11 protein-coding genes are annotated in these 18989 nt (G+C 46.0%); 8 read left to right on the forward strand and 3 right to left on the reverse strand.

Features of this window, described 5'->3' with window-relative positions; all coding sequences use genetic code 11:
- Window positions 1-3: 3 nt before the first annotated feature.
- Window positions 4-978 carry a LysR family transcriptional regulator gene (locus H6F73_RS06440; protein WP_190758340.1) on the reverse strand — a complete coding sequence of 325 codons (975 nt, stop codon included), beginning with the start codon at window positions 976-978 and terminating at the stop codon, window positions 4-6.
- Window positions 979-1442: 464 nt separating this feature from the next.
- Here H6F73_RS06440 and H6F73_RS06445 point away from each other — a divergent pair, with 464 nt between their 5' ends.
- The 7 genes from H6F73_RS06445 to H6F73_RS06475 all read left to right on the forward strand — a co-directional run bounded on the left by H6F73_RS06445 (window position 1443) and on the right by H6F73_RS06475 (window position 13265).
- Window positions 1443-6314 carry a PAS domain S-box protein gene (locus H6F73_RS06445; RefSeq protein ID WP_190757954.1) on the forward strand — a complete coding sequence of 1624 codons (4872 nt, stop codon included), beginning with the start codon at window positions 1443-1445 and terminating at the stop codon, window positions 6312-6314.
- 16 nt (window positions 6315-6330) lie between these two features.
- A complete protein-coding gene (locus H6F73_RS06450; RefSeq protein WP_190757955.1) occupies window positions 6331-7434 on the forward strand; it encodes an ATP-binding protein in 1104 nt (367 codons plus the stop codon).
- Between the two features lie 24 nt (window positions 7435-7458).
- Complete coding sequence (locus tag H6F73_RS06455) at window positions 7459-8181, forward strand: response regulator (RefSeq protein WP_190757956.1); 723 nt, start codon at window positions 7459-7461, stop codon at window positions 8179-8181.
- Between the two features lie 69 nt (window positions 8182-8250).
- Window positions 8251-10023, forward strand: a complete 1773-nt coding sequence (locus tag H6F73_RS06460; RefSeq protein ID WP_190757957.1) for an EAL domain-containing response regulator — start codon at window positions 8251-8253, stop codon at window positions 10021-10023.
- Between the two features lie 175 nt (window positions 10024-10198).
- Entirely contained in the window at window positions 10199-11287 is a 1089-nt protein-coding gene (locus H6F73_RS06465) for a response regulator (protein ID WP_190757958.1), read from the forward strand.
- 182 nt (window positions 11288-11469) lie between these two features.
- Complete coding sequence (locus H6F73_RS06470; RefSeq protein WP_190757959.1) at window positions 11470-12378, forward strand: sugar ABC transporter permease; 909 nt, start codon at window positions 11470-11472, stop codon at window positions 12376-12378.
- 122 nt (window positions 12379-12500) lie between these two features.
- Window positions 12501-13265 carry a glucose 1-dehydrogenase gene (locus H6F73_RS06475; protein ID WP_199330441.1) on the forward strand — a complete coding sequence of 255 codons (765 nt, stop codon included), beginning with the start codon at window positions 12501-12503 and terminating at the stop codon, window positions 13263-13265.
- Window positions 13266-13433: 168 nt separating this feature from the next.
- Here the strand turns inward: H6F73_RS06475 and xylB are convergent, their stop codons facing one another.
- Entirely contained in the window at window positions 13434-14879 is a 1446-nt protein-coding gene (gene xylB / locus H6F73_RS06480) for a xylulokinase (RefSeq protein ID WP_190757960.1), read from the reverse strand.
- Window positions 14880-14919: 40 nt separating this feature from the next.
- Window positions 14920-18477, reverse strand: coding sequence for a PAS domain S-box protein (locus H6F73_RS06485; protein ID WP_190757961.1), 3558 nt, complete (start codon window positions 18475-18477; stop codon window positions 14920-14922).
- A gap of 308 nt (window positions 18478-18785) precedes the next feature.
- On the opposite strand from H6F73_RS06485, the gene H6F73_RS06490 reads away from it, so the two are divergent.
- On the forward strand, window positions 18786-18941 hold the full coding sequence (locus H6F73_RS06490; RefSeq protein ID WP_190757962.1) for a hypothetical protein: 156 nt from the start codon (window positions 18786-18788) through the stop codon (window positions 18939-18941).
- Window positions 18942-18989: the final 48 nt, after the last annotated feature.

Consider the following 18989-nt stretch of genomic DNA (forward strand, 5'->3'; position numbering starts at 1 on the left):
GCATTATGCGACTTGAACGGGTTGTGTCGGGGTTGACTGCTTTTTTCCCGGTAATTGGTTAAAATTCGCCGGCACTAATTCATGCACCAGTTCATAGAAGCGCTGAATTGGCGGAATTTGCAGCCGATCGCGAGAAGTAACCAGAACCACCTGACGCGTTAAAGCCGGCTCACCAAGCCCCTTTGCGTCGGTTTCAATCGAGCGAATTGCAAGACTCGAATCGCTCAGCGCCTCAATTAGGGCAGACTTAGGTAAGAGCGCAATCATTTCTCCCTGACGCACCACGCCTCGGAAAGCATCCAGCGTGTTTAACTCCAACGCTGTTTGTAACTTCATTCCCCGCCGTTCAAATTGTTCTTGCACAAGGCGCTGCATTCCATAACCATCTTTAAACAGCACTTGCGGGTAACGCCCTAATTCTTTCCAAGGAACCGCTTCATACTGAGTCAGGGGATGATCCCCTGCCATTAATATCTCTAGCGGTTCGTTGTAGAGCACATCCACCATCAGATCCGGACTCGCCGTTAAAAAGCGGTTATTCATGACGATCGCAATATCCACCAGTCCATCTTTGAGAACTTTCAAGGCGCGATCACTGCCGAGGGAAGTCACCCGCAACTGCACATCTGGATAATCTTGACCAAATTTTTGCAACACCGGCGGCAAGCTGTAGGCGCACACCGAGTGAATGGCGGCAACGCAAAGTTCTGGCTGTTTCCCTGCCAGTAAATCCGCTAATTCTTGCGTGGCATTGTCCCACTCCTGACAAATTTTGCGGGCGTGAGGGAAGAAGCGTTCGCCTCCTAGAGTCAGCTTAGCCTGCGCTGTTCGGTGAAACAACGGCAAACCCAAGTCGGCTTCTAGCGCCTGGACTTGCCGGCTGATGGTTGATTGGGTGACGCCGCACTTTCGGGCTGCTTGCTGAAAGCTGCCGGTTTCAGCGACTGCTAAGAAGGCTTGCAACTGCTCTAACCGCATGGTGGTGTAGCCTAGATCACAATTTAGTTCTTTACAAACCTTAGCCGGTTTACCCGTTTCGTTCGGTAGAGTTTGATACAGCACAACCAGCAATTCTCACTTCATCCGCGATCCCTCATCCGCCATCCCGCTTCCCTTTAAGTTTTGATTGAATAAATAATTTGAACTTGAATATACAAAATACCGCTTTTTTTACAGCAATCTAAATCAGCGGTTTCTGCCGGCACAACCATTTCAGAAAAACTGAGATATGGTAGAAAATATTGATATTTTTTTGAGTTATGAAGGCAGCAGATTTCTTGAATGATTAGAAAAATCTGTGGCGGCAAACTTTAAAGTTGTCTATTTTCAATAAATTTTGTAAAGCAATTTTTTTGGAGAGATAGTCATCCTACTAAATCGGGTGTCATATTTCTAGCCGATAAGAGAATGTTCAGGAAATTCTGCTAGGGACTGTTACAGCGATGGACTTGCCACAAGTTTTTGAGCCGGCGCAACCGCACCAAACTGTAAAAATATCTCAGCCTGCCGAGGTTCAACTTCAACCCAAAAGAATTGAACTGCTGTTGCGCCGCAACAACGAATTCATAAAACAGGTGCAACAGCGCACAGCGCAAGCCCAAGCAAACTTTCGGCAAATTCAACAACAATCTCAAAAACTAAAGCGACAAGCCCAGCAGATCCGGATGAGTGAGTGTATTAGCAAAGCGATTCGCCAGCAAGTGCCATTAGATGAGATTTTGCAAACAACCGCCAACCAACTGCAAAAAGCGCTTGAAGTTAGCCGCTGTCTGATTTTTTGGCCAGATTCTCGCACTCAGATGGTGACTTGCCAGAGGTTAGAAAGTACAGTCCAACCAGAAAGTCTTGCCGGCAACCCGTGTAATTTTTCTAGAAATTATCACCAAACTTTAGCGCAAGATGAACCCGTCATTTTGCCGCACATTGATGCCACTGTCGCGCCGGCACTTCAGCAATCCGCTGACGAGTGTGGCATTCGCGCCATTTTGATTGTGCCATTGAGCGGGCAGCAATCTTATCTCGGTGAAATCGCCCTGCATCAGTGTGATCGGGAACGAGAATGGAATATAGATGAAGTAGAATTTGTCAAGTTAATTGCTGAGCGATGTGCCCTCGCCATCGAGCAAGTCCAACTCAGTGAGCAGGTGCAAGCCGAAAAACGGGAGAGACAACGGGTGGAAAAGTCTTTGCAACAAAGCGAAGCCAAATATCGTAGCATCTTCGAGAATGCCATTGAAGGCATCTTCCAAACCACACCGGAAGGAGGCTACATCAGCGCCAATCCTAGCCTAGCCGGCATTTATGGCTACAACTCGCCGGCAGAACTCATTGCTAACCTCACAGACATTGGACGGCAGCTATATGTCAATCCAACGCGACGCGATGAGTTCATGGCACTCATACAAGAACACGGGAGTGTATCCGAGTTTGAGTCTCAAGTTTATCGGGCTGATGGCAGCATCATTTGGATTTCCGAGAACGCCCACGCAGTAAGGAATTCCGCCGGCACACTGCTTTACTGCGAAGGGACTGCCCTGAATATTAGTAAGCGCAAGCAGGCGGAGTTGGCTTTAAAAGAACAACAAGAGTTTCTGCGTCATGTCATTGATACCAACCCCAATTTGATTTTTGTTAAAGATTGGGAAGGAAAGTTTACTTTAGTTAACCAAGCGCTTGCCGATATTTATGGAACAACGGTTGAAGATTTAATTGGCAAGAAAGATGCAGATTTTAATCCAAATACCGTAGAAGTTGAAGCGTTTTTGGCTGCCGATCAAGAAGTTATGAGCGCATTGCAGCCTAAGATGATTCCAAAAGAAATAGTCAGAAGCCCGAATGGAGAGGTTCGCTGCTTCCAAACAATTAAAACGCCGCTGCTGTCTCCAGATGGTCAAGCCCGCCACATTCTCGCTGTTTGCAACGATATCACAGAGCGCCAGCAAACTGAAAAAGCACTGCAAGAGTCAAAGCAGATGCTGCAATTGGTGATGGATAATATTCCCCAGTTAATTTTCTGGAAAGATAGAAATTCTGTTTATTTGGGTTGCAACCGTAACTTTGCACGAGCTGCCGGTGTTAGTACGCCTGAAGAGATTGTCGGCAAAACAGATTACGATTTGGCCTGGAAAAAAGAGGAATCTGACTGGTTCCGCGAGTGCGATGCGCGTGTGATGGAGACAGATACGCCCGAATTTCATATCATCGAAACCCAGCGTCAAGCGGATGGCAAAGAATCTTGGGCAGATACGAATAAAATTCCCCTGCATGACAGTGCCGGCAATGTTGTGGGAATTATCGGCACTTATGAGGACGTTACGCTTATTAAACAGGCAGAAGAAGCGCTGCAAAAAGTCAACCAAGCGTTAGAAATGCGAGTGCAAGAGCGCACAGCAGAGTTGAGCGAGGCGAACGAACAATTAAGAAGGGAAATTGCCGAAAAATTGCAGGTGGAAGAGGCACTGCGAGAATCAGAAGATCGCTTTCGTAATTTGATTGAAACAACCAGCGACTGGGTGTGGGAAATCGATGAAAATGCTGTCTACACATACGCTAGTCCCAAAGTGCGCGATTTGTTGGGCTACGAACCTGAAGAAGTCTTGGGTAAAACACCTTTTGACTTGATGGCTTCAGAAGAGGCTTTTCGCGTTTCTACGATTCTTGGGCCGATGGTTGCAACTCAACAGCCCTTAGTCTGTGTGGAAAACACAAACATTCACAAAGATGGCCGGCAGGTTATTCTTGAAACCAGTGGAGCGCCGGTTTTTGATGCAGATGGGGTATTCCGGGGTTATCGCGGTATGGCTCGCGATATTACCGACCGCAAACAGGCAGAGGCGGCGCTGCGAGAAAGCGAGGAACGCTATCGGTTGATGGCAGATCATGCGACTGATATGATTGGCCGGCATACCCCAGAGGGCGTTTATCTCTACACCTCGCCGGCGTGCCGCACGTTGCTAGGATATGAGCCAGATGAACTGGTGGGACACTCGGCTTATGAGTTTTTCCATCCAGAAGATGTGCCGGTGATCCAAACGTGCCAATCCAACATCCTAGAGCAGCCGGACACCTATACCGTCACCTATCGCATCCGCCGCAAAGATAACCGTTACATTTGGTTTGAATCCACCGGCAGGAGCGTCCGCAACCCAGACACCGATGAGGTTGAGGCACTCGTAACCGTTTCTCGCAATGTCACCGAACGCAAGGAAGCGGAAGAGGCGCTGCGTGAGGGTGAGTTGCGGCTGCGTCTGGCGCTTAATGCTGCCCAAATGGGCGCTTGGGACTGGGATATTGAAGCGGGCAAGATCACTTGGTCCCAGAAAACCGAATCAATTTTCGGCTTTGCCCGTGGCGCATTTTCTGGAACTTGGGAGGCTTATTTCCATCGTATCCATCCGGAGGATCGCCAGTATCTGAGTGAGGCGATTTCTCGCAGTTTGGAGGAAGGAAAATCCTATGATGTCGAACATCGCATCCTCTGGCCAGATGGCAGCGTCCACTGGGTTGCCGCGAAGGGTTACGTCCTGCGTCACCCCACAGGCCGGCCTCTGGGAATGAGCGGTGTCGTAATGGACATTACCGAGCGTAAGCAGGCTGAGGAGGCGCTACAGCGACAGTTAGCTGCCGTGGAAGCGGCAATGGATGGCATCGCTATTCTCAATTCTGAAAGTCAATATATCTACCTGAATGAGGCTCACGTCAAAATATTTGGATATGACAGGGCGAGTGAACTAGCCGGCAAAACTTGGCAACAAGTGTATTACCCAGACGAAATTCAGCGATTCGAGAGCGATATTTTACCCGGACTTTGGCAAAAGGGAAGTTGGCAAGGAGAAGCAACGGGCAAAAAACGGGATGGCACGACATTTTTAGCAGACGTTTCGCTGACTGTGATTGCAGATGGTGGGTTAATCTGTGTCTGTCGCGACATTAGCGAACGTAAGCAGGTGGAGGAGATATTAAAAGTGCAGGAACGGGCAATTGCAGCCAGCAGCAATGGAATTGCGATTTCCGATGCCAGATTACCGGATATGCCGTTGATTTATGTTAATCCTGCTTTCGAGCGTATGACGGGTTACAGCGCAGCAGAAGTGATTGGACAAAACTGCCGGTTTCTGCAAGGCAACGAGACTGATCAAGTGGGGTTAAAACAACTGCGGCGTGCGCTTAAAGAAGGGAAAGAGTGCAGCGTCGTTTTACGCAACTACCGCAAAGATGGATCTTTATTTTGGAATGAGTTAAATCTTGCGCCTATTTACGATGATCGCGGCACTCTCACTCACTTTATTGGCATTGAAACAGACATCACTGAACGCAAGCAAGCAGAGGAGGCGCTAAAGGCTGCAAAGGATCAATTGCGTGCGGTTTTAGATGCTGTGCCGGGATTTGTTTCTTGGATAAGTTCAGATTTACAATATCTCGGCGTAAACCGGCATCTGGCTGCTTATTTCAATGTGTCTCCAGAAGCGTTTGCCGGCCAAGAACTCGGCTTTTTTGAAGGTGGCTTGGAATTTGGTGAATTTATGCGTGAGTTTTTTGCCGGTTCTAAGCTAGCCGCCAACCAAGTGATTGACGCACAAGTCAATGGGAGCCGGCAAAGTTACCTGATCGCCGCTCAGAAATACCAGGAAGGTGCCGCTGCTGTCTCGGTGGCGATTGATATTACTGAACGCCAACAGGCACAGGAGCAACTAAAAGCTTCCCTAAAAGAGAAAGAGGTGCTGCTTAAAGAAATTCACCACCGCGTTAAAAACAATTTGCAAATTATTTCCAGTCTGCTTAAGCTGCAATCGTCATACCTTAAGGACCCTGAGGCGCAGGCGCTGTTTAAGGACAGCTACAACCGGGTTCGTTCAATGGCGCTCATTCATGAAAAATTGTATCGCTCCTCAGATTTGGCTAAAATTGATTTGGCCGACTACATCCGCAACCTGCTAGGAAATTTATTTAGTTCCTATGGGATTTCTTCCCAGGCGATTGAGTTGAAATTAAAAGTGGATAATATCTCCCTTGATGTTGATACAGCAATTCCTTGCGGTTTAATTATTAATGAATTAGTTTCTAATTCAATTAAATACGCATTTACCTCCGATCTCGGTGGGAAAATTTGTGTTGAATTTTCCTTGAACAAAGCAAATGACTATATTTTACTGGTCAGCGATAATGGAGTCGGGTTGCCTTCAGATTTTGATTTAGAGCAAACCGATTCCCTAGGGTTACAGTTAGTTTTTAATTTAGCTGAGCAGTTGGGAGGAACCATTAATTTAAAGACTGACCGTGGGACTGAATTTCAAATTCAGTTTGGAAAACATTAAAGATTAGGAATGAGTAATGACTAAGGCAAGTATTATTATCGTCGAAGACGAGAGAATTATTGCTCTTGATTTAAAGAATAGTTTAAAGAATTTGGGATATGCGGTAAATGCAATTGTTTCCTCTGGAGAAAAAGCGATAGAGAAAGTTGCAGAAATTCATCCAGATTTAGTGTTGATGGATATTATGCTGCAAGGAAATATGGATGGCGTGGAAGCGGCTGAAGTGATTCGCACCCTCTATCAGGTTCCCGTGGTATTTTTAACCTCGCATACGGATGAAACAACTTTAGAAAAAGCCAAAAAAACTCAACCTTTTGGCTATATCGTCAAGCCTTTTGAGGAAAGAGATTTACACACCACTTTGGAGATTGCTTTGGCAAGAGCCAAGGCGGAAGCCGAAGTTCGTAAAGCGTTGGAAAAAGAAAAAGAACTGAATGAGCTGAAGTCTCGCTTTGTTTCGATGGTTTCCCATGAGTTTCGCACTCCCATGTCTACGATTCTTTTTTCCGCGACTTTATTAGAAAACTATGGAGATCGATGGACAGAGGAGAAAAAAGTTACGCATTTACATCGAATTCAAACCGCTATCAAACAGATGGCTGAAATGTTAGATTCCATTTTGGTGATTGGTCAAGCGGATGCCGGCAAATTAGAATTTAACCCAACTTGTGTAGATTTAAAAAAATTTTGCCGAGAACTTCTGGAAGAAATTCAGCTCATTACGGCTCATCAGCACTCCATTGATTGGATTTGTCAAGGCGACTGTACTCAAGCCGAAATGGATGAAAAACTACTGCGGCACATTATCAATAATTTGCTTTCTAATGCTATTAAATATTCTCCCTCAAAAAGCCCCATTAAGTTTAAACTCACCTGTGAGAATGATCAAGCAGTTTTTTACATTGAAGACAAAGGGATCGGCATTACCCCAGAAGATCAAAAACGTCTATTCGAGACTTTCCATCGAGGAACAAACGTCGGTATGATTTCTGGAACCGGCCTGGGATTGGCCATTGTTAAAAGAGCTGTGGACTTGCACCGTGGGGAGATATCGTGTCAAAGTGAAGTGGGAGCCGGCACTGCATTTACGGTGACGCTGCCAATGAGAAACCATGTTTAGTTTGGAGCTTTCCCACTTAGAAAAATGAAAAAAATATTAGTTATTGAAGACGAAGAAGCAGTCCGCGCTAACATTTTAGAACTGCTGGATGCAGAAAATTTTGCAGCGCTTGAGGCAAGTAATGGCCTTCTAGGCATTCAGTTAGCTCAAGAACATCTGCCCGATTTAATTATTTGCGATATTATGATGCCAAACCTTGATGGTTACGCCGTGCTGGCTGCCTTAAGAAGTGAGCCGGTGACGGCTACAATTCCCTTAATTTTTCTAACAGCAAAAGATGATAGAAGTTCTACGCGAAAGGGAATGGAATTAGGAGCAGACGATTATTTAACGAAACCCTGTACCTCGAATGAATTGCTCAAAGCGATTTCAATTCGGCTAGAAAAACACGCTGCCTATAAGCAACAATACACGACTGAGCGCGAGCGAGCCAAAGGACTACAGCAAAGAGTGCGAGAGCTTCAGCAGATGAACACCACCGCAGAAGATTTGCTCCAAAGCCTTTCTCAGGAGTTGCGCGATCCGCTGTCGAATATCACAATGGCAATTCAGATGCTAAAAATTTCTCCAACTGAAGAAGCTCGCACCCGCTATCTCAAAATTTTACAAGAAGAGTGCGCCCGCGAAATCGCCATCATTAATCAGCTTGCTAACTTGCAAGATTTGCTCACGCATGAAAATGCTAAACTGTTTAGTCGAATAAATTTTATCAGAACTTTTAATCTCAATTCAAATTTCAAAGAATAGTATTTTAAAAAAATACAAAACTTAAACGAATTTACTGAGTTGTAACCTTGTTAATAATTTGCAAGAACTATGCCAAAAATTCTAGTCATAGAAGATGAAGAATTAATCCGGGAAAACATTTTAGAACTGCTGGAGTTAGAGGCATTTGAAGCCATTGGGGCGGAAAATGGGCTAATCGGTTTCCAGATGGCAACTGAAAAATTGCCAGATTTAATTATCTGCGATGTGATGATGCCAGAAATGGATGGCTACAGCGTCTTGAATGCGTTAAGAAATGATCCGAGTACGGCAACCATTCCTTTTATATTTCTGACTGCCAGAGCCGACCGGCTTGATGTGCGTGCCGGCATGGATCTGGGTGCGGATGATTATCTGACGAAGCCGTGTACACCGGATGAACTGCTGAGGGCGATTGCAACGCGGCTGAAAAAATCCGCAGCTTTGCAAAAGCAGTACATTACACAACTAAACCAGGCATCAGATCGGCTGAATAATTTGCTTTATTCCGACAGCTTAACCAAGATACCAAATCGGCTGTCTTTGCAAGATCGGTTCAATCAAATGATGGCTGCACTCACAGCAAAAGATCCTGAGAAATCCTCAACAAAAAACTTGGGATTTTTAACTGTACCAATTTTGTGTGTAGGGTTAGACCGCTTTAGCCGAATTAATGAGACCCTAGGATATGAGTTTGGTGATTTATTACTGAAAGCTGTGGCAGATCGGCTCACAAATCGAGTTTGTGACGGCAGCACAGTTGCTCGCTTAAATGCCGATCAATTTGCCATTCTTTTAGCACCTGTTGAACACAAAAAAGCGGTTGCCGAATCTGTTCAAATTCTGCAACACAATTTATGCCGACCTTTTTTTATAGGTGGTAGAGAAGTTTTTGTTACTCCTAGCATTGGCGTCGCTTTTTATCCTCGTCATGGCAGCGAACTGGATAAATTATTGCAATATGCCAAAAAGGCAATGGATCGGGTGAAGCAGCAGGGGGGAAATGGCTATGAATTTTACACACCGGCTTTCCCTGTTGGAGATTCTGATCAGCTAGCTCTAGAAACCGATCTACGCTATGCCTTAGAAGGCGAAGAACTTGCATTACACTACCAGCCTCAAGTGAGCCTGGAAACCGGCAAAATAGTTGGCTGTGAAGCACTTGTACGTTGGCATCATCGAGATCGCGGCTCTATTTCGCCGGCAAAATTTATTCCGCTGGCTGAAGAAACCGGCTTGATTGAATCGATTGGCGAATGGGTTTTAAGTACCGCTTGCCGGCAAACTAAAGCGTGGCAAACTAATGGGTATGAATCTTTACGCGTGGCGGTAAATTTATCAGGCCGGCAATTCACTCAACTCAATTTGTGCCAACGCGTTGTAGAGATATTAGCTAAAACAAATTTCAATCCTGAGTATTTAGATTTAGAGCTAACTGAAGGCATTCTGGTGCAAAATGCAGAGGTAGCCATCCGGCAGTTAAATGCTTTAAAAGCGATTGGAGTGCGGATAGCGATTGATGATTTTGGCACAGGTTATTCGTCATTAAGTTATTTGCGGCAATTCCCATTTGATATTTTGAAAATAGACCGCTGTTTCGTTAGTAATCTTCATAAAGATGCTAAAAATACAGCGATTACGACTGTCTTAATTCAATTGGCTCATCAGCTAAACTTGAAAGTGATTGCAGAAGGAGTGGAAACCGAAGCTGAACTGGCTTTCTTATACCAGCATCAATGTGATGAAATTCAAGGCTACTATTTTAGCCGGCCTGTGCCAAGTTTTGAGTTTGAAAAATTACTTGCCGGCGGTAATCGATTGCAACTTTCACAAAATTCTATCTGAAGGATGATGAGTCATGAGTGAATAACTAATGCTTAAACTTCTCAAATTGGTAATGAGCTATGAGCATCTGATCGCTATACAGGAGAAGCTTATCATGCGATAACTTTAAAAACAGATTCAGAGATTGATTGCCCCTTGGCTACGACCCTGCCAACTGACAAATGATAGCTAACAAATGACAAAGATTTTAATCATTGAAGACGAAAGTGAAATCCGCGAGAACATTAGAGAATTGCTTGAGGCGGAAAATTTCAAAGCAATCGGAGCGGAAAACGGCAAAATTGGCCTTCAACTGGCTGCTGAACATTTGCCGGATTTAATTTTGTGCGACGTAATGATGCCAGAAATCGATGGTTATGCCGTACTGGAAGCATTGCGTCAAGATCCGGTTACAGCGACAATTCCCTTCATTTTCCTGACTGCTTTCGCAGACAAAGCACAGACTCGGAAGGGAATGGAACTGGGTGCAGACGATTATGTATCTAAGCCGTGTACGATTAAAGAACTATTGAGAACAATTACCGCTCGGCTCGAAAAGCAAGCAGCGATTGAGCGGCAACAAACCCAAAAGCTTGAGAAATTACGCAGTAGTATTATCCTGTCGTTGCCACACGAACTGCGGACTCCCCTGAATGGAATTATGGCTTTTTCAGAACTTCTCCTTGACGATTTCAATTCTCTCGAACCATCAGAAGTCCGGGAAATGCTAGAGCATATCCATCTGTCTGGAAAGCGGTTATATCGGCTTACTCAAAATTTTTTGCTGTATGCCGAACTAGAGCTAATCGCAACCGATACAGAACGAGTTCAAGGGCTGAAAAACAGCGAGACAAGCTTTGTCAAGACCATTATTAAAAATGCTGCTGCCTCTCACGCCAAACAAGTCTGTCGCGCCCCCGATCTGCATTTAGATATTGAAGAGACGAGCGTGAAAATATCACCAGAGCGGCTCATGAAGCTCGTTGAGGAACTGGTGGATAATGCTTTTAAGTTTTCTGAAACCGGCACGCCAGTGAAAGTTGCCAGCCGCATCGAAAATAATCAATTTATTTTATCTGTCACGAATCAGGGACGGGGCATGACGGCGCAACAAATTGCAGAGGTGGGAGCTTATATGCAATTTGAGCGTAAGATATATGAACAGCAAGGCACGGGATTAGGGCTAAGCCTCTCTAAACGCTTAGCAGAATTACATGGAGGTGAATTAACTATCGAGAGTGTACCTGATCAAGAAACGACTGTTTTTGTGATGCTTCCCTGCTGAAGAGTGCCGGTTTTAACTTCTCTTATTGTTTCGTGGTTTTCTTTGTTCAGGGTGTTAATTTCCTGTAAAGTAGCCATCTAAATCATAACTTAAGAACACTGGCAATGCCCATATATGCTCCGAGAACGTAAAATTAGGGATTGAAAGTTTCTAGCCTATCGTCTTCAGTCCCCCAGTAAAAAATGAATCTAAAATCCTTAAACTCTAGTATTAACCGGCAGCGTCTGACGCCTTACCTGTTTTTGCTTCCCGCCCTGTTGTTGTTAGGGCTAACTGTTTTTTGGCCGGCATTTCAAGCTTTTTACCTCAGTTTCACCCGCTTTGAATATGATCTAACTGAAGCACCGCAGTGGGTGGGGTTCGCTAATTTTCGGAAATTGTTTGCAGATCCGATTTTTTTACAAACGCTTTGGAATACCTTACTTTATCTGCTCTGTGTCGTGCCGATTTTGGTGGCGGCACCTCTGGCACTTGCAATTTTGGTGAATCAAAAACTACGCGGAATCGCTTGGTTTCGGGCAGCTTATTACACGCCGGTGGTGATTTCAATGGTGGTTGCCGGCATTGCTTGGAAGTGGCTTTATGCAGAAACCGGCTTGCTAAACCAACTGCTTCAAATGCTTGGCTTGGTACGTGCCGGTGAGGGAATTCCCTGGCTGACTAGCCCCAAATTTGCCCTTTTTAGCGTCATGGCGGTTACGATTTGGAAAGGTTTGGGATATTACATGGTGATTTATTTAGCCGGCTTGCAAGCGATTCCTGCTGAGCTGTATGAAGCCGGTGCGATTGATGGTTCAGATGGCATTCGCAAGCACTGGGATATCACCGTTCCTTTAATGAAACCTTATTTATTATTGGTTGCAGTGATTTCAGCAATTTCTGCAACCAAAGTGTTTGAAGAAGTCTATATCATGACTCAAGGAGGGCCGCGAAGCAGTTCTAAAACCATTGTATATTATCTTTATGAAAAGGCTTTTCGAGAATTAGAAATGAGCTATGCTTGTACAATTGGTTTAGTGCTGTTTTTACTCATTTTAGGTTTGTCTGTTATTAATTTAAAGCTAGCAGATATACGCGGTGGAATCGGTTAGTTGATTGAAAAAAGGTTAGAGATTTGTTAAAAAATTATTCTATTTTTGTCTCTATTTTTTAGGGGCAGATAAAGCCAACATCTCTGCTCTAAAACAAACTAGAAATATATAGGAAAAGATTGATGGTGGGACGTGTTGAAGGGAAAGTTGCTCTCGTAACGGGAGGCGCTTCAGGAATTGGTAAAGCGACTGTTCAAATGCTGGTACGTGAAGGCGCTCAAGTTGTCATAACAGATATGAATGAGAGCGAGGGGAAAGCGCTTGAGGAAATTGCCGGCACAATTTTTCTGTGGCATAATGTAACGGATGAAACACTCTGGAAATCGGTGATTTCTGAAACGATCACTACGTTTGGCAAGTTGGATATTTTGGTGAATTGTGCGGGAGTCACCGGCATGACAGCTCCACAAAATCCAGAAAACACAACTTTGGAGACTTGGCGGCAGGTAATGAGTGTGAATATGGAAGGCGTGTTTCTGGGATGTAAATACGCGATTCCTGTGATGAAAGAACATGGAGGCGGTTCAATTGTGAATGTTTCCTCCTATGCCGGCATCATCGGCACTCCGTTTGCAACGGCTTATGGTGCGAGTAAAGCCGGTGTTCAGCAGTTTTCTAAATCTATCGCCCTATATTGTGCCCAGCAAGGCTATAAAATTCGCTGCAATTCTATTCTGCCTGGAGCAATTTTAACACCTTTGTGGGAGCCATTTCTTAGCGGAGAAGAACGCGAGGAACGGATGAATCAGGTTGTAAAAGACATTCCCCTGAAAGTTTGGGGTGAACCTGATGATGTTGCTTATGCAATTCTGTATCTTGCTTCAGATGAATCTAAGTTTGTTACAGGAGCTGAGATTGTCATAGATGGGGGACAATCTGCTGTTTAACCCGGAAAAAAGATTGAATCGATGGCATCGTTAACGCAATGCTTGATGTAACTCAAAAAAATATTCGTAACGGGTTTACTCATTGTTGCGATTGTACCTCATGATTTCGAGAATGGCTCTAATTAATTTGTAGATACCTTCTACTTCTTCCTCCGTGAGGCATAACTCCTATGAGATTTTTTTAAGCCGTGGATAAAGGGATTGATACCGCATCCAAGCCTCTTCTAAGGCTGAATCAACTGATTGGGGAGTTGCAGCAAGCGTTGGTGTGGCTGCCAGTTTGATGGTGTCATTAGCATCTGCGTATACGCCAATTCCGATACCCGCCAGTAGAGCAGCACCACGCGCGGAAGCAGCAGCAACTGTAGTTGCATAGAGGGGTATTCTCAATACATCGGTCAGTAATTGTTTCCAAGGCATTTCTGCCGTTCCACCGCCGGCTAAACGCAGTTCTGTCGCTTTAAAATTTGTTGCCTCCAGTGCTTCAAAACCTTGTCGCAAGGCAAAAGCAACTCCCTCTAAAGCTGCCCGCATCAGGTGCGCCTGTGTGTGATGAAGTCCAAGCCCCACCCATGCCCCGCGTATATATGGGTCAAGGTGTGGAGTTCGCTCACCCGTGAGGTATGGCAAAAATGTCAACCCTTCACATCCTGGGGGAGCAGAAAACGCTCTAGTATAGACTTGCTCCCAGCTCAAGCCGAGGATACCTCGCACCCACTCAAGCGCTAAGCCCGCATTTTGCATTGCTGCAAGGGCGTACCACTGCTTAGGTACGGCGCTTCGATAGAGATGTGTACGACCATGAGGATCGATAATCGGTTGGGAGCGAGGTGTAATGATTTGAGCGCCTGTGCCGATGGTTAGTTGAACCAAACCAGGCTCTAGTAGTCCGTTACCAAGTGCCGCCGCTGCCGTATCCGCAGCACCAGCAATTACGGGTAAGCCAACTCTTAAGCCAAGATGCTCTGAAGCAATAGTTGTTAGGTAGCCGGCGATCGCACTAGAGGGGATAATTTTTGGTAACCAATCGCCACGTAGATTCAGCGCCCAGATGGCATCCTCTGCCCAGTTGTCCGACACAACATCGTAAAGCAAAGTACCACTAGCATCAGATGGTTCGGTTGCGACTTCTCCAGTCATCCGTAACCGTAGCCAATCTTTTGGCTGAAGTGCCCAACGCGCTGCGCTGTAGACAGTAGCCTCGTGTTCTCGTAGCCACAACAAAGTTGGGCCGGCCATTCCAGCCGTAATGGGGTTGCCCAAGCGCTCTAAAATAGCGGCATCGAGCGAATGATAAGTGTTAAGCGTGGCACTGGAGCGAGTATCGGCCCAGAGGATAGCAGGACGCAGAGGCTGACCTAACTCCGAAGCTAGGACAATACCGTGCATTTGCCCTGAAAGTGCGATCGCCTGTACCTGATCGGCGTGATTTCCCACTGCCTTCCTAACAGCCTCGCCAACAGCTAACCACCAATCCCCAGGCTCCGACTCAGCCCATCCGGGGTGAGGTGCATGAACAGGATAGGAGCTTGACGCCTCACCGATAGCGGTTCCGTCTGTCGCTATGAGCAATGCCTTAGCAGAGCCTGTTCCTAAATCTATGCCAAGCAGCATTATGGCTAATCCTCAATACGTGACATCCCCCACACTATTATTAATACTGTGCCTTACCCGATTCGATGAAGAATTGCTCAATTGTCTGCACTAACGTTTCAGGGTCAACCGGCTTGGAAAGATGCCTTTGAAAGCCGGCTGCCAGGGCTTGCTGTTGATTTGTCTCACCTGCATAGGCTGTGAGCGCGAGCGCAGGAATCTGTCCCCCCTGCTCTGGGGATAGTTGTCTGATTTGACGAATCAGCGTGTAGCCATCAATGTGTGGCATCCCAATATCAGCAATCAAAACATCTGGCTTAGATTCATTCAGTTGTTGTAGCGCATCCGTTGCTGAAGAGACAGAGATCACGGTGGCTCCCGCTTGCTCCAAGATAAATTGAACTAACTCTAAATTGTCTACTTCGTCATCGACTGCCAGGATGCATAATCTAGCCAAGGGTAAAGTGTGACCATTGAGGGATAAATTGTCCTTCGTGTCACTGTTGGCGTCCTTGCTCTTGGCTAACAAGGGAAGCGTGACGGTAAATGTTGCGCCTTGTCCTTCTCCAGAACTTTCCGCTTTGACAGTTCCACCATGTAGCTCAACGAGGTGACGCACGATCGCTAATCCTAGCCCTAACCCACCAAAGGTTCTCGTAATACTGCTATCGGCTTGTCGAAACGTATCAAAGACATAAGGAATAAATTCTGGCTTAATTCCTTTTCCGGTATCCCTAACTTGAATTTGAGCAGAGGAATCAATCGTTTTTAACTCAACTTCAACTCGACCGCCGGCTGGGGTGAACTTAATGGCATTAGTGAGCAGATTCCAGACAACCTGCTGCAATCGGGTAGCATCTCCTAACGCCTCCCCCACAGTCGGTTCAAGCTGGGTTTGAATTTGAATGTTCTTCGCTTCGGCGGCCAGACAAACTGTTTTGATCGCGGCTGTAACAGTTGTTTTCAAATTAATTGGAGTAGAGTCCAAACTTAGCTTGCCTTGCAGAATGCTAGAAATATCGAGCAAGTCTTCAATCAGTTGAACTTGCAACTGGGCGTTGCGTTCAATCGTTTCGAGAGCTGCCGCCATCTTGCTGGAATCTAGGTTTCCGCTTCGCAGCAGTCGAGTCCAACCTAAAATCGGATTCAACGGAGTTCGCAATTCGTGCGACAAGACAGCTAAGAACTCATCTTTAATCCGGTTAGCCGTTTCGGCTTGTGCCCGTGCTTGCCGTTCTGACTCGTAGAGCTTTGCTCGGTCGATTGACTGTGCTGATTGCTGTGCCAGTGCCAGAATGAAAGCGCGATCGCTCTCACAAAGCTGGGGAACGGTGGAAAAACTGAGCGACAGTCCACCAACGGCTTGTCCTTCTATCAACAATGGCACTGAAATCCAGGCTTTAAAACCAACCTTGGCATACATTTGGGCTAAATCAGGATAGCGGGCAATTCGATCTTCGATGGTTTCTACCCAAACAGGTTGCCCTGTTCGCACAGCTTCTGCCAGAGGAAAGGGTGCATGAATCGAAAAACTACGCTGAAACTCTCCGACGTGCTCATACCCGATCCCTTGAATAATCTCCAGTTCGCTTGCATCCTGGTTTAATACGGCAACCAAGCCACAACTCGCTCCCAGTGCGGACATTCCCTGTTCAATAATCACCTGAGCCACTTGAGCCGAGGTTAGCGATTCAGAAAGCGCCTTCATCACCGCGAGCAATCGAGCCGTCCGGTTAGCAGCGAGTTCGGCGGCTAATTTCGCTTGTTGTGTTTCATTATAGAGACGAGCATTATCAATGGCCATCGCTGCCCGACGAGCTAAATCTTCAGCCAAGGGAATGTCTTCCAGGCGATAGTGGCGATCAGATTCAGTAAACACAAACGTAATGCTACCCAACACGCGTCCGCGTGCCTGTAGCGGTGCAATGATGCAGGACTTTAACCCAACTCCCCGTAACATTTCCAGGTAGTCGGCATTCGGCACGGCGGCAACTAACTGTTCATCTGTAATCTCAATTCCAATTTCAACCTGTCCTGTTTGCATGACTTTAGCAATGCCATACCCATCATCGAGATGTCTGGGAAAGCGTTGAGCCAACTCCCAGCCAAACTGGACTTTTTCGGGATCACAATGAGCCACCGCAACACGACTGATCGTGCGATCATCATTCAGTAGATCGACACTACACCAATCTGCAAAATAAGGAACTGCCAGCTTTGCAACGCTTTGGAGAGTTTGTTCATACTCCAGTGAAGAGGAAAGAACAGCACTCACTTCTGCTAAAAATGCTGATTGTTGCTGAGAAACCTCTGCTACGGCGCGGGCTGCCTGTTCTTGAACCAGCTGTACTCGTTCTTCTTCGATTTGCTTGCGCTCTGTAATGTCACTTAAAGCAGCAATGACATTGATGATTTGCCCTTCTTTGTCAAACAAAGGGGAAGCATTGATCGAGAGAATCGTGCGGGTTCCATCGGCATGGTTAATGGCATGTTCAATGCCATAAATAGCCTGACCTGTTTGCATCACCCGCACAAACGGCAGTTCATCTTCTGGGAAAGGATGACCATCCACGGTTGTAATGAACCAGGATAAATCGTTATAGCCTCGCTCCACAATGTCACTGCGAGTCAATCTTAAAATCCTCTCTGCTGCCCTATTTGCAGCAATAATCTTTCCGGTAGAATCTAGAATAGTGATGCCATCAGGAATAGTTTGGAAGATGCTCGATAATTGCGCTTCACGCTCACGCAGAGCCGTTTCTGCCTGCTTGCGTTGTGTAATGTCGTGCATCACGACAACAGCACCCTGTTTTTCGCCGGTTGGGGCAATAATCGCCTGTCCAGTTGCTAACAGCATTCGCGCAGTTCCCTGCTGCGGAACAATCATCATTTCCACATCACGAACGTTGTATCCTTGCAATGCCTGAAACAGGGGAATATCCTCTGTATTCATGGATGTTTTGCCGTCGGGCAAATACAAGTTATAATATGCAGCCCAGCGATCGGGTGGGACTGGCTGCTGAGGTAATCCATGAAAATCTTTAGCGGCTTGGTTAAATACCGTCAATATGCCATCTGCATCGCAAGCTACAATGCCGGCTTGAACGTTGTTTAGAACTGCCTTCAAAAAGTCCTGTTCTTTCTGAAGAGTGGCTTCCACCTGCTGACACTTGGCGATTTCGGCTTTCAATTGTCGATCGGCTTGAGATGTTTCACTCGTGTCTTGGAAGTAAAGAAGTAAGCCATCTTCACTGTTGATGAGGCGAATTCTCAACCACTTGTTGAGTGAGGGGTAGTGTTCTTCAAACTCGATCGCCGTTTGCGCTGCGCTCGCTCGATGACTATGCTGATATAGCTCAGAGGTAGGCTCGACTGCAAATATTGTCCATATCGTTTTGCCAATTAGGTCTTGCCGCTTCTTATTTAAAAGCTGCTCTGCTTTACGGTTGACATAGGTGCAGTGCCACTGTGAATTAATGGAAATGAATGCCTCAGCCATGTGCTCTACGATCGCCGCAAATCGTGCTTCGATCGCATTGCAGTCCGCACAAAACTCCTGAGCAAAATTTACAGTAAGTTCTTCTCGATGATTTAAGGAGTTTGTGCGATCAACATCCATTGCGGTTAGTCCTGCCTACTTACCTATTCTGTCAGTTATTTTGAGGAAATCAAGATACAACGTGCTTAAAACTCAAATCATTCAGTGTTGAAGCAAATGGGCGAGCGCTTTTACCAATCCCTTAGGTTCGACAGGCTTGGAGATATGCAGCCCAAATTCGGCAGAATGGCTTGTTTGCTGCTGATTGACCTCTCCAGCATAGGCAGTAAGATGGTCTTCTTCATTCAAGCTCAGTTGCTGCCTAAGGAAAATCTGCCTTAATACAGATGCTTTGGCGAGATGGCTCTGGCGAAGGAGGTTCAAATAAGATGGATATCGCTTGTATCAACCCCTTTGGTTCAATGGGTGTGGCGATGTGCCTTAACTGTGGCTATCTAGCTCCTGTTGCAACACGAGAAGGCGATCACAACCACAATAGCAATGGCGCCGGCATTGTCTACCGACTTCTCCTGCAAGATAGATAAGTATATCCCTCTAGTAACAGACAATCAGATATAGCAAATGCTACATCT

Source organism: Microcoleus sp. FACHB-68 (assembly GCF_014695715.1).
Taxonomy (GTDB): domain Bacteria; phylum Cyanobacteriota; class Cyanobacteriia; order Cyanobacteriales; family Oscillatoriaceae; genus FACHB-68.

Bases quoted from the DNA above. Each gene is read 5' to 3' on its own strand.
- H6F73_RS06475 (WP_199330441.1), top strand. From the start codon at position 12,501: ATGGTGGGACGTGTTGAAGGGAAAGTTGCTCTCGTAACGGGAGGCGCT.
- H6F73_RS06455 (WP_190757956.1), top strand. From the start codon at position 7,459: ATGAAAAAAATATTAGTTATTGAAGACGAAGAAGCAGTCCGCGCTAAC.
- H6F73_RS06470 (WP_190757959.1), top strand. From the start codon at position 11,470: ATGAATCTAAAATCCTTAAACTCTAGTATTAACCGGCAGCGTCTGACG.
- xylB (WP_190757960.1), bottom strand. From the start codon at position 14,879: ATGCTGCTTGGCATAGATTTAGGAACAGGCTCTGCTAAGGCATTGCTC.
- H6F73_RS06490 (WP_190757962.1), top strand. From the start codon at position 18,786: ATGGATATCGCTTGTATCAACCCCTTTGGTTCAATGGGTGTGGCGATG.
- H6F73_RS06485 (WP_190757961.1), bottom strand. From the start codon at position 18,477: ATGGATGTTGATCGCACAAACTCCTTAAATCATCGAGAAGAACTTACT.
- H6F73_RS06460 (WP_190757957.1), top strand. From the start codon at position 8,251: ATGCCAAAAATTCTAGTCATAGAAGATGAAGAATTAATCCGGGAAAAC.
- H6F73_RS06465 (WP_190757958.1), top strand. From the start codon at position 10,199: ATGACAAAGATTTTAATCATTGAAGACGAAAGTGAAATCCGCGAGAAC.
- H6F73_RS06440 (WP_190758340.1), bottom strand. From the start codon at position 978: ATGCGGTTAGAGCAGTTGCAAGCCTTCTTAGCAGTCGCTGAAACCGGC.
- H6F73_RS06450 (WP_190757955.1), top strand. From the start codon at position 6,331: ATGACTAAGGCAAGTATTATTATCGTCGAAGACGAGAGAATTATTGCT.
- H6F73_RS06445 (WP_190757954.1), top strand. From the start codon at position 1,443: ATGGACTTGCCACAAGTTTTTGAGCCGGCGCAACCGCACCAAACTGTA.